Source organism: Pelobium manganitolerans (assembly GCF_003609575.1).
GTDB lineage: Bacteria > Bacteroidota > Bacteroidia > Sphingobacteriales > Sphingobacteriaceae > Pseudopedobacter > Pseudopedobacter manganitolerans.
Genome location: NZ_MBTA01000029.1, coordinates 190,226 through 203,150 on the forward strand (window position 1 = coordinate 190,226; position 12,925 = coordinate 203,150).

Below are 12,925 nucleotides of genomic sequence, written 5' to 3' on the forward strand. Positions count from 1 at the left end.
TCTTTGCGTAATTAATATCTTTATTGCTTCAAAGCCGGCAATATAAAATAAATTTGTCCGTATTATTTCCCGAACATCAAAATTAAAGTGTTGAAGATATTACTCAAAAACCTGTATATCCTTTTTTTTAGTGTATTAGCCTTATGTTTTGTCGCTTGTAAAGCAAAAAAAGACAAGCCTAAGGTTAAGTTCATGAAAAATTTAACGGCGCATTACAACATTTATTTCAACGCCAAAGAATCTTTAGGAGAGAGCCAGTTAGCTATAAAAAATGCGCAGGAAGATGATTTTAGCCAGCTACTGGAAATTTTTCCCGTTCCAAATCCGGCCGCAGCCGCCAATGAAACACAAAATTTAGACGAGGTAATTAAACGGGCAAACATCATCGCCACAGAAAAATACGAAAGCAACTGGGTTGATGACGCTTATTTGCTTTTGGCCGATGCCGAGTACCTAAAACGCGATTATTATAATGCGATAGAATATTACAGCTACGTAAGCCAAACTTTTACCCGCGAGAAAAAAAACAAGCTGGACGCCTATTTAGGGCAGGTAAAAAGTGATTTGGCTTTAGATTTGGTTGCCGATGCAGACTCGGTAATGAAACTGGCCGCAGCTTTAAATTACAAGTACAAAAAAGCAGAAGTAGCCGCCATGCAGGCAAAATTGGCCATTGTACATAATGATGCGCAAACCGCCATTGCGAAACTGAAAACTGCGGTTAACGCCACAAAAAACGCCTACCAAAAAATAAGATGGCGTTATATACTGGCACAACTGCAAGAACTTAACGGCGATACCGAAAGCGCCACCGCCAACTATGATAAAGTGGCACGCAGTAATGCCGCATTTGAAATGGCTTTTAATGCCAACCTCTCCAAAATAAGGATCAGTGAAAATGCGGAGGGAAAAGATTTTGATAAAATTGCGACCTTAAAAAAGCTCTTGCGTGAAGATAAAAACCGCCAATTTAAAGATCAAATCTACTATCAAATTGCCAAAGCTTACCAGCAAGAAGGCAATTTCAAACAAGCCAGCCAATATTATACTACGGCTGCGCACACCGCCCCGGGTACGGTAAAGCAAAAAGGCTTGAGTTACCTGCGCTTGGCCGAGCTCAATTTTGAGTCGCTGAAAGATTATTCCAAAGCACAGTTGTATTACGATAGCACCCTGCAATTTTTACCAAAAGAATATCCCGGTTACAACACTATTGCCACCAAAGCCAAAAATCTGCAATATTTGGCGCAACGGTTAACCACTATTGAAAATGAAAGAGAAGGCCTGCGTTTAGCCAATTTAAGCGATGAAGAATTGGAACAACGTGTTGACTCCGTTTACAATGCTAGCTTGGTAAGCAACAAAAAAGTTGAAAGCACCGGCGCTGCCAACTATCAAACACAAAGCATTAGCGACTACTCCGCCAGCAACAAAAACGCAGGTACTTTTTATTTTTATAACGATTTAGCCTTAAGCCAGGGTTTAAGCGCCTTTAAACGCCGTTGGGGTAACCGCAAATTGACCGATAATTGGCGGGTGAGCTCGGATAATGCAGTTGCAGCGGTAGATAAAGGTTTGGATCCGTTTAACGGTGCGGATGCAGATGCCACGCCTAATATGGTCGCCAATCGCGATTCGATTAAATCGCAGTTGACCAGAAGTATCCCTTACTCGGACGAAGCTAAAGCGCAGAGCCATCAAAAAATTGCCACCGCTTTATATGAAATCGCTTTGTTTTATAAAGATGTACTTAAAGACGATAATGAAGCCGTTGAAGCTTTTAGGGCGGTGATAGAAAATTTCCCGAACGACAGGAACGCGGCCAATGTGTACTACCAGCTTTATCGTTTGGCATCTGCAGAGCATCCCGAGCAGGCTCAAATTTATAAACAGAAGCTGTTAAGCGAATTTCCAAATAGCATTTATGCAAAAGCGATTGGCAATCCAGATTTTGGCAAAGACCGCGAATTGCGTTTACAGCAGGCCAAAAATGATTATGCAAAGGTGTACAAGCTGTATCAGGATAAAAAGTACGTTGAAACCTTAAATGAAATTAACGCTTTAAAATCGTCTTATACGGGCTTGGCAGAGCTGGAGCCAAATTTCGCTTATCTTGAAGCTTTAGCCATTGGCCACACCCAAAAAACACCGGCCTTTTTAACCAGCTTAAACCAAATTGTTACGCTTTATCCTGAAGATAAAAGTATTACGCCTTTGGCCACACGCCAAATTTCGATCATCCAAACTAACCGCGCGCTTTTTGACCAGCGAAACACCGCTTTGTTAGATCATGATTATAACAGTTATAATTATCCGCAACCGCAGTACAGTTTTAAACAAGAGCCAGAGCCAGTTTTACAAAAAACTACAGAAACGGCAAAACCTGCTAATCCGCCAGCGCAAACCCAACCTGTGGTGGTAGCGCAAAACCCAGCTCCAATTGTAAATGCGCCGGCACCGGATATGGATGATATCCAAGGAACCTACAACAAAACCGCAAAAGCAACCGAAGAGTTAACCAAAGCCCAACCGGTAGAACCTATAATTACCAACAGCAATACGCCACAACCTGCAACACCAACCGTGGCCGAAAAACCTGCTGCTTTGGTTTTTAGCACTAATGAACGGCAAAGGCATTTAATCGTTATCAACATATCGGACCCGAAACAAAATATTGCACAGCCTTTTTCTAAGCTATCGCGATATTTTTATTCTAAATTTGACCCCTCAGAAGTAAAATTGGTAATCCGCGTAGTTGGCGGAACGGAGAAGTTTATCATTATCAGCGGTACGTTTATTACTAAAGAACAAACCGAAATAGTGCTTGACGAGCTTAAAAAGAACATGCCGGAGATTATGGAAGGGCAAACCACCCAATATCAAACCTTTATTGTTTCTGAAGATAACTTAAAATTACTGACTGATAAATCTGCCGTAGAGCAATATCTCAAATCTATTAGTCCAACAAAATAATGCAAAAAAACACGCTAACAAAGGCTGACATCAGCAGATACAACAAAATATTTTGGAAGTGCCTGGCAGGACTCATCGCATTTATTGCTTTGGTGTTAATGGCAACGTCTTTCGGTCTCTTCGGAGAATTGCCTTCATTCCGTGATTTGGAAAACCCTAAAAGCAACCAAGCCTCTATCATTTATACCGAGGATAAAACAGAGCTGGGGAATTATTTTGTGCAAAATCGGTCAAATATCCGTTATCAAGACATATCGCCCAACGTGATTAACGCTTTAATTTCTACCGAAGACGTAAGGTTTAAAGACCACTCGGGTATAGATTTTAAACGAACGTTCACCATCTTTTTTTATAACCTGATTGGCAAAAAGCAAGGAGGTAGTACCATTACGCAACAGCTGGCCCTTAACCTATTTTCTGAGGAAGGGCGTGCCAGATCTGTTTTTAAGCGTATTCCGCAGAAGTTGCGCGAGCTGATTGTAGCTATTAAGTTAGAACGCAATTATACCAAAGAAGAAATTATTACCATGTACCTCAACACGGTCGACTTTGGAAACAATTCTTTTGGAATTAAAGCCGCGGCGCGTACCTATTTTAATACCACGGCCGCAAAATTAAGCGCTCCGCAGGCTGCAACCCTTGTAGGTATTTTAAAAGGTGTCACTTTATATTCGCCAACACGTAACCCAGAGCGTGCTTTAGGTCGGAGAAACCTGATTTTGAGCAAAATGCGCGATGAGCATTTCATCACCGAAGAAATGTATCAGTCTGCCAAAGAAAAAGGACTAGAGTTGCGCTTTAGACCAACCAACCATAACGAAGGTTTGGCAACCTACTTCCGTGCGGTGTTAAAACAAGATATCCAAAAAACTTTAGCCAAACTTTCCATTACAAAAGCAGATGGCAGTGCTTACGATTTGGACAGAGACGGTTTAAAAATTTACACCACCATTAACTCTAAAATGCAAGCTTACGCCGAGCAGGCACAGCGCGAATACATGAAAGAGTTGCAGGCGCAATTTAACGCACATTGGAAAGGCAGAAATGCGTTTAAAGGGAACGAAAACCTGATTGTGCAGGGCATGAAACGCTCTGACAGGTACGCCGCCTTGAAAGAAGAAGGCCTTTCCGAAGAAGAAATCAAAGCCAATTTTAACGAGCCCGTAAAAATGGAAATCTTTAGCTGGCGAGGAAATATCGATACTACGATGAGCCCTATCGACTCGATAAAGTATTACAAAATGATTTTACGTAACTCGATGATGGCAATGGATCCGCAAAATGGTGAAGTGCGTGCTTGGGTAGGCGGAATTGATTTTGAACATTTTAAATACGACCAAGTGAAGATGGGCACACGCCAGGTAGGTTCAACTGCGAAGCCTTTCACTTATGCCGTAGGGATTGATAATGGTTACTCGCCGTGCTACCAAGTAGAAAACGTGCCATATACGGTTACCGGCTATGGCGAGCCTTGGACACCGCGCGGATATGGTTCTATTCCGGGATTTTTGACCTTACGTAAAGCATTGGCAAACTCTCAAAACTTTATCACCGCTTGGGTAATGCAGCAGGTTGGCCCAACGGCGGTGGCAACGCTAATTAAAAGAATGGGAATTACGTCTGACGTACCGCCCTACCCTTCTATCGCCCTGGGATCTTTTGAGGCTTCTGTTTACGATATGACAGGTGCATACAGTGCCTTTGTAAACCACGGCGTTTGGACAGAGCCAATTTACCTTACCAGAATTGAGGACAAAAACGGGAATGTTTTGTATGAGCGCAAACCTAAAGTGGTACAAGCTTTAAATGAACAAACCGCTTACGTAATGACTTATATGTTGAAAGGCGTTGTTGAGCAAGGTACCGGCGTAAGGCTGCGTTACAGATATGGCCTAACCAATCCGATAGGTGGTAAAACAGGTACTACCAACGACAACTCCGACGGTTGGTTTATGGGCATTACACCACAACTGGTAGCTGGCGTTTGGACCGGTTGCGAAGACCGGGCAATACATTTTAGAAGCACCAATTTGGGTGAAGGCGCAAACACTGCTTTGCCGATTTTCGCGCTGTTTATGAAAAAAGTTTATGCTGATAGCGAATTGGGCATCAAGAAAAACGTGGACTTTCAAGCGCCGGCCAATGGACTCACCATTACATTAGACTGCAACCAATATCAAAACACCGAGTCGCCAAAAACCGGTGAAACGGGCGGTGCTAGTCCCGATGAACGCTTAGGATTTTAGAAATGCTTACAAAAGGAAAACCACCCGCAACGGTGGTTTTTCTTATTTTTGCAGGATATGTTTGATTACAAATCGGCTTTAAAGAAAGTTCCGCACAAACCGGGTGTTTACCAATATTACGATGCCAACGGCGAGCTGATTTATATCGGGAAAGCCAAAGATTTACGCAACCGGGTAGCTTCGTACTTTATCAACGACAACTATAAGGTTAACGCAAAAACCAAGGTGTTGGTCAGCAAAATACGTAGCCTAACTTTTACTATTGTTGATACCGAGATTGATGCCTGGCTTTTAGAAAACAGCCTTATCAAAAAACACCAGCCACGCTACAACGTTCTGTTGAAAGATGACAAAACTTACCCTTGGATTGTGATCAAAAACGAGGCATTTCCGCGCATTTTTGCAACCAGGCGCTTAATTAAAGACGGAAGCAAATATTTTGGCCCCTACCCCTCTGTAAGTATGATGCACCATATTTTGGATTTAATTAGGGAAACTTACCAACTGCGCACTTGCAACTTGGCCTTAAACAAGCAAAATATTGAAGCGGGGAAGTTTAAAGTTTGCTTGGAATACCAGATCGGGAATTGTAAAGGTCCTTGCGAAGCGCACCAGTCCGAAGAAGACTATAACCGGCAGATTGAAGAAATAAAAGACATTTTAAACGGCAAAATAGGCGCAGTTTTAAGAGCTCTAAAAGATCAGATTACTGAGGAAGCTTCTCGCCTAAACTTTGAGGAAGCACACCGTTTACAGCGCAAATACGAACTGCTGGAGCGCTACCAAAGCAAATCTACCATTGTTAACTCGTCTATCACCGAAGTGGATGTATTTAGCATCGCGTCGGATGAAAAAATCAGCTTCGTAAATTACTTAAAAGTAATGCACGGCACCATCATCCAAACCCAAACCATCGAATTAAAAAAGCGTTTGGATGAATCTGATGAAGAGCTACTTTCAATTGCAATTTCCGAATTTAGAGCGCGTTTTAACAGCACTTCAAAAGAAATTATCGTTCCGTTTGAGCTGGAATTGGAAGATGAGAACGTCAAATTTACCGTCCCAAAACTTGGTGAAAAGAAAAAACTGTTAGAGCTATCGCAAAAAAACGTTCTGTTCTTTAAAAAAGATAAAATTGAGCAGTATGAAAAATTAAACCCCGAGTTGCGTACAGAGCGTCTTTTGTTGCAGATGCAAAAAGACTTGCGGCTAAACCAACTGCCTAGGCACATCGAGTGTTTTGATAACTCTAACTTTCAAGGAAAATATCCCGTTTCGGCCATTGTGGTGTTTAAAGACGCCAAGCCTTCAAAAAAAGACTATCGCCACTTTAACGTAAAAACGGTAGAAGGTCCAAATGATTTTGCCACCATGGAAGAAGCGGTTTTTAGGCGCTACCGGCGTTTGTTAGAAGAGGGTGAAGCTTTGCCACAGCTCATTATCATCGATGGTGGCAAAGGCCAGCTTTCATCAGCGGTAAAGAGCTTAAAAGCTTTGGACATCTACAATAAAGTAACGGTTATTGGTATTGCCAAACGTTTGGAGGAGCTATATTATCCTGGCGATCAATATCCGCTTTATTTGGACAAAAAATCGGAAACGCTAAAGATCATCCAACACCTACGGGATGAGGCACACCGCTTCGGCATAACATTTCACCGGAAAAAACGCGATCAGGGCACTTTAAAAACCGAGCTTGAAATGATAGGCGGAGTTGGTAAAACATCGGCCGAGAAGCTTTTAAAGCACTTTAAATCCGTAAAAAAAATTAAAGAAGCCACAGAGGAGCAATTGTTGGCCGTGGTTAACAAAAAGCAAGCTATGGCTATCCTAAGCTTTTTCAACCAAAAAAGCCTTCCCAAATAGGAAGGCTTTCAATTCATTATTTATTACCTTTTAATTTTAACTTTTTACTTCTTAATGCTCCCACATATCCTGCTCGTACTGGATTAACGAGCGCTTGATACGGTCTGCCTCTAGCAATTTATCCAAACCTGATTTTAAATCGGGCCGGTTGGCTAATTTATATCCATCTGGATTAGATTCCTCAATAATCAAACTGGAGAAATAACGCAATTGAAACACATCGTCAAAAGTGTAGCGTATTTTCTCGTTAGGATGGTAAACGTTAAACTTACAGATATAATTTCTAATAGTTGGGTAGTTCACGTAAAACATACCGTTCATATCTGCTCCTGCTTCACCAATCTTCACTGCTGGGTCTTTAAGTTTAGGCACACTTGCAGAACTTGCCGCACTGCTTGGCACGATTAAACCAATTGCAATGATAAAAGATTTGAATTCCGCCCTATTCGTATCAAAATACCAGTCTTCTATTAAACGTAAACCGCATTTAGCCAATAATTCTTGATCCGAAAACTGCAATGGATAGCCTAACCCGGCAGACGCATCTGTTTTAGTAAGCAAGGTATTATAGTCAATCAACTCTTCTACCCTACCTGTACTCGGGTTCCAAGTTTGGTATGCTTCAATCTTTTGTTCTGATATACCGCGCAACAAAATCGTCAAAAAGTTTCTGTTGGTATCTACCGGCGTAAGATAACGGTTGGCCGGATCCGCAAAGTAGATATCGCGCGTCAATCGTTTTGCAAAAATCACATCGTCGCTTTTAACGCGCGGTAATTCTGGCGCGCAGTTAACGGGTTCTTTACCCAATTCTTTTTCACGTGCCAACTTTCCTTCTTCCGATTTTTGAAAAATCGAATATATAGGCATCACTTTAGGCTTATCAGAGTCTTTTTGTGCAAGAACCTGTAAGCTTATGCCTACCATTAAGAAAAAAATACTTACTTTTTTCATCTGTTTTATCTTAAATTTCAGAGGTGTACGTTTTAGCTTATACGACAATCGATGATGATTGTTTGCTTAAATTTATCTACCTACCGAAATACTTACTGCTCCTTCTAACGTTCTTGTAGTACCATCTTCACCCGCAACAACAATATTCTGGAAACTTAACATGTCACCCGGATTTAAACTGCTCATGTTCTGTTTTATTGCGCCACTAAAGTTTCCTTCTTTAGATTGGTAAAATAAAGGGTCTTGGCGTGGGCGCGTAATGAACAAGTTAAAGCTTATTACCCTAAATTTAAGGTCAAAATCAAAATTTTTAAGTTCGGCTTCTAAACCGCTGGTAGATCTGGCAGTTGCCGAAGATACCTGACCGGAGGCTTTGTTAGCAAAAGTTGCAATTGGATCTGGTACCGTTTTAATCCTGAATTTGGTAGCGCCCAAAACCTGCGATTTACCCGGCTCAATTTCCGCAGAAACTGTAACAACAGCCTCTGTACCGCCACTTACTTTCACGTTGTAATTTCCGTTTGAACCACTGATAGAGCCGTTGGAAATGCTAACTTTTAATTTTTCTTTTGCAATACCCGGCGCAGATACCGAAACTGGGTTTAAAACTCCTCTATAAAACACATTCATTTTATCCGGAGATACCACCGCAGAAGGTTTTGCCACCTGGTATTCGATTGGGTCCGTGGTGAAAGATTTAATTTCACCGCTGGTAGGGTCTTTAAAAGAAACTGTACCTGTCCATTTGTAAACACCTTCTTTGGTACCGCCAGATTTGTATTTGGCCACACCATTATCGTTTGGCAAAACAGAGCCATTAACCGTCGCGGTAATTGGAATGCTAGAGCTTCCCGCAGTTAAAAATACATCCGCTTCGTAGGTTTGCCCTGCTAATATATAGCTACTTTTAGCCACGGCCACCGCGCGGTACGAGTCTACAACGCCACCACCGGTAGTTTCTTGGTACAATTTATTAATTACGTAAGCCTCTGCGTTCTTCGTATCGTTCTGGAATTTCGAAAGCAATGTAATGGTTGAAGTTAAAGGCTTACCTTCTCCAAAGTTGTAATTAGACCAAGATTGAGGAGTTTTAGTACTTGGGTTAATCTTTGGCCATTCTAATTCTAAACCAATTCCTTTTGGGGTTTGGTTAATTAAAACTGCCATTTTTTTAGCAGCTTCCTCTATTTTCTTTTGCAAAGCATCGCCTTTTTTCTTTTCTACCAGCTCTTTATGAGAAATTCCCAAATCGTCCCTCTTTTTCAAGTCACCGTTTTCGGTTAAACCGTCGGTCATTTTAATCAGTTCTTGTTTAACACGCTCAATTTCAGCGACTAAACCATCACCAATTTCTTTAGCTTGTTGGGCCTTTTTGTAATTCTCTTCTGCCTTTTTAGGCGCATTATCATAATAGTTTTTGAAAAGCGTCATGATAAACTTTAAACGATCGTTCATGTTTTCATTACTCTTTTCTAAGCCGTCTCTTACGGTTTTAAAGGCATCTAACACGGTATTACTTACGTTAAGTGCTAACATGGCCATCAGCACCAGGTACATAATACCGATCATCTTCTGCCTTGGGGTTTCCTTACCACCTGCCATATCTTAAATTTTTTAAAGCGTTTTTTAAATTAATTTAATGATTATGCTCTAGGCTGGTTCATGGCAGAAAGCATGTTTCCGTAAACCGCATTTAAGCTGGCTAAGTTCTTAGAAAGTCTGGCAACTTCATCTTTAAACTGTTTAGAATCGTCCATAGAATCGTTAAAGTTTGCCATGGTTTGCGATAAGTTAGCGTAAAACTTGTTCATAGATTTCAAGTGTGCGCTTGAATCTTGAAGCTCCAGCTCATAAACCGCGTTAAGTGCAGAAATATTTTTACCTAAATTATTGATCTGGTTGTGATATTCTTTTGAACCTTCTGTTGCCGAAGCAATAGATGACACGCCTTCAGTAGCTTTGTCAAAAGCATTGCTAAGGTTAGACGCTTTGCTAGACGCCGCTTGAATATTGGCCGCAAATTCGTTTGTGGCAACTGTTGCATCTGCCGCATTGGAAATAGAGGCAACTTTATTGCTGAAATTCTCTAATCCTTCTTTAATTTTTGCAACTACATCATCGCCAACTTTTAAATCAGGGAAACCGCCGCCGCCGCCCGCAGTGCCTTTAATTTCCAACTCATTTAACTTAACCGGCTTAGACATATCAATTGCGCCACCGGCGAAATCTTCTGAAAGCTGAGGATAAACCTTCTCCCATTTCGGGTCTTTGTGTGGAGGTACGAAACCCATTATAAAGAATAAAATAGCCTCTGTTGCCAAACCGATACCGATGATGAGCTCGCCACCCGGCCAGTGAAGGATTTTAGCCATCGCGCCTATAATTACCACTGTTGCACCCCAAGATATAATAGCATCTAAGGTGAAGATCTTTCTCTTTTTGTTAGCCATTTGTTTTTTTAGATTGTAAGTTTAAGTTCTGTTGTTTATTGTGTTTGTTTTACGGTTTCATTTTACCCGGTTTGTCTTTGATGTCGCGTCCTAAAAAAGGAGTTACACACCTAAAACCAATTGAAGATCGTGCTGAATCTGGGTACTCGTAAGACTTTGCTGAGTTTTGAAGAAAATAACCGATATCTTTCCAAGAACCGCCTTTTACTACGCGTTTCTTGTTATAATCTGGATCACCTTTTTGTACGGCTTTGTTAAAAGATGGGTTAATTGTACTTACATAGGCAGAGGCCGCATCGTTGTAAATAGAGCTGGTCCACTCGGCAACGTTGCCCGCCATGTTGTACAAACCGTAATCGTTAGGGAAATAAGATTTCACATAAACGGTAAAGGCACCGCCGTCATCAATATAATTACCCCTGCCCGGTTTAAAGTTAGCTAGCAAACAACCTTTTGCGTTTCTGATGTAAGGACCGCCCCAAGGATAGCTGGTTGCTACACGTCCGCCACGGGCAGCGTACTCAAACTCGGCCTCGGTTGGCAAATCATAATCCAAGCGGGTAGGTAAGTTTTTAGATGTTTTGTACGATTCGTTTAAACGAGATCTCCAAACGGTAAAAGCCTTGGCCTGTTCCCAAGTTACACCAACTACCGGATAGTTTGCAAAAGACGGGTGCGAAAAGTAGCCTTTTGCCATCGGATCATTTTGTGCGTAGGTAAAATCTGAAATCCAAACTAGGGTATCTGGATAAATGTAAGTTTCTTCTTTAACAATAAATTGGTCTCTTTCTACAGTAGGCGCGCCTTTAGTTAAGTTAGGGTCGCGCAAGGCACGGTAGTTTGCAGCTTTTTTATAGTCAACCCAAGCATAATCGTATTTCAACTGCTCAACTTTAAGTTCTTTCTTATTGAAAAACTTGTTAGAGCCAGAATAATACATCGCTTGGTCCAGTTTATCTTTCAAGGTTTTATCGCCCCAAATTCCTTTTCCAGAATTCATGGCTTTCCAATTGATGTAAGGCGTTCCCTTGCCTCCTTTACTTTTTAAGGTGAATTTTTGAGGCTTGCCCACTAAATTATAAGCAATAGAATCGCGCACCCAGTTTACAAACTGCTTGTATTCGCTGTTTGAAATCTCGGTTTCGTCCATATAAAATGCTGAAATAGTTACCTGTTTATTTTGAGGGAATTGTGAGATGGTAACGTCTTGGTCAACCTGACCCATGATGAAAGTACCGGCTGGAATGTAAACCATCCCGTAAGGTAACTCCTGCTTCACCGTTTTAGTAGTAACCCCTACTAGTTCTCCCCTACCGTCGCCTTTACCGCAACCAGAAAGGGCTAGATATAGCAATATTACTCCTGTTATGGATAAATTTCTCATGTGCTCGTTAAGTTTTATTGTGTTTTTCTTGTGTAAAAAAACGTTTCTAATATACAGAAATTCAACATTTTCAAATAAAAAAAATTTATTTAACACAAATAACATTTCGACATGGTTCCAATTTATAAAATTAAAATCTACAACCGGCGCCACAAATACCAACAAATGGGTATTTTTTCCGAATATTATTTCCTCCTAATACGGCGGTGTTTTTAATAAGGTTTCAAAAAAAAAGCGACTGATAAAAAGTCGCTGATTTATAGAATGTTTAAAAAAATGCTATTTAATTGATTTAATGTACTGCTCTATAGCCATCGTCATGGACGGTGCCGCGGGGGTTGGCGCAGGGATATCCAAAATTAAACCTGCATCTAAAATAGCCTGCTGCGTGGTTTGTCCAAAAGCGGCAATCCGGGTTTTATTTTGTTTAAAGTCTGGGAAGTTGGCAAATAAAGATTGTACGCTAGACGGACTAAAAAACGCAATGATATCGTAAAAAACATCTGCCAAATCAGAAAGGTCTGATACTACGGTCCTGAATAAAACGGCGGGGGTAAAATCAATTCCCTGACTTTTCAAAAATATTTCGGTGGCTTCTGCAGCAACGTCTGAGCAAGGGTATAAAAACTTTTCGGACGAATGTTTCTTTAAAACGTCGGCCAAGTCTTTAGCGGTTTGCTTGCCAAAGAATATTTTACGCTTACGGTATTGGATGTATTTCTGGAGGTATAAGGCAATCGACTCTGATAAGCAGAAATATTTCATATCTGCCGGAACCTCGAAGCGCAACTCTTCGCATACCCTAAAGTAATGGTCTGCGGCGTTACGGCTGGTTAAAATTACTGCAGTAAAATCGGCCGGATTTATTTTGTCTTTTCTAACGTCTTTGCCCGGTACGCCCTCCACATGTATAAAAGACCTAAAGTCTATCTTCAAGTTTAAAGACGAAGCCAAATCGTAATAAGGTGATTTTTCACTTTCTGGCTCGGGCAAGGTTACTAATACACTTTTGACTTTAGTTTTTCTCTCTTCCAAATTTACTTCCATAAACG

At 41.1% G+C, this 12,925-nt stretch carries 8 protein-coding genes; 3 read left to right on the forward strand and 5 right to left on the reverse strand.

Translation table 11 applies throughout. The features are described 5' to 3' along the window. The first annotated feature begins 87 nt into the window (after positions 1-87). From porW to uvrC, 3 genes are read left to right on the forward strand one after another with little or no spacing between them, the layout of a single operon-like run. A complete protein-coding gene (porW, locus tag BCY91_RS16275; RefSeq protein ID WP_120183105.1) occupies positions 88-2,973 on the forward strand; it encodes a type IX secretion system periplasmic lipoprotein PorW/SprE in 2,886 nt (961 codons plus the stop codon). Continuing rightward, positions 2,973-5,219 carry a penicillin-binding protein 1A gene (locus BCY91_RS16280; protein WP_120183106.1) on the forward strand — a complete coding sequence of 749 codons (2,247 nt, stop codon included), beginning with the start codon at positions 2,973-2,975 and terminating at the stop codon, positions 5,217-5,219. The genes porW and BCY91_RS16280 overlap by 1 nt, the downstream gene beginning before the upstream one ends. Before the next feature lie 57 nt (positions 5,220-5,276). Next, positions 5,277-7,085, forward strand: coding sequence for an excinuclease ABC subunit UvrC (gene uvrC / locus BCY91_RS16285; RefSeq protein WP_120183107.1), 1,809 nt, complete (start codon positions 5,277-5,279; stop codon positions 7,083-7,085). A 51-nt stretch (positions 7,086-7,136) separates the two neighbouring features. Here uvrC and BCY91_RS16290 read toward each other — a convergent pair whose 3' ends face one another. The 5 genes from BCY91_RS16290 to BCY91_RS16310 form a co-directional block, all read right to left on the reverse strand. Beyond that, positions 7,137-8,039, reverse strand: a complete 903-nt coding sequence (locus BCY91_RS16290) for a hypothetical protein (RefSeq protein ID WP_120183108.1) — start codon at positions 8,037-8,039, stop codon at positions 7,137-7,139. A gap of 72 nt (positions 8,040-8,111) precedes the next feature. Continuing rightward, the gene (gene porM / locus BCY91_RS16295) at positions 8,112-9,641 is read right to left on the reverse strand and encodes a type IX secretion system motor protein PorM/GldM (protein WP_120183109.1); all 1,530 of its coding nucleotides are present in this window, start codon (positions 9,639-9,641) and stop codon (positions 8,112-8,114) included. Between the two features lie 41 nt (positions 9,642-9,682). Further along, positions 9,683-10,489: a type IX secretion system motor protein PorL/GldL gene (gene porL / locus BCY91_RS16300; protein WP_120183110.1), complete on the reverse strand. Its 807-nt coding sequence runs from the start codon at positions 10,487-10,489 to the stop codon at positions 9,683-9,685. A gap of 49 nt (positions 10,490-10,538) precedes the next feature. Then, positions 10,539-11,873 carry a T9SS ring complex lipoprotein PorK/GldK gene (porK, locus tag BCY91_RS16305; RefSeq protein WP_120183141.1) on the reverse strand — a complete coding sequence of 445 codons (1,335 nt, stop codon included), beginning with the start codon at positions 11,871-11,873 and terminating at the stop codon, positions 10,539-10,541. Between the two features lie 279 nt (positions 11,874-12,152). After that, the gene (locus tag BCY91_RS16310) at positions 12,153-12,920 is read right to left on the reverse strand and encodes a uroporphyrinogen-III synthase (RefSeq protein ID WP_120183142.1); all 768 of its coding nucleotides are present in this window, start codon (positions 12,918-12,920) and stop codon (positions 12,153-12,155) included. Positions 12,921-12,925: the final 5 nt, after the last annotated feature.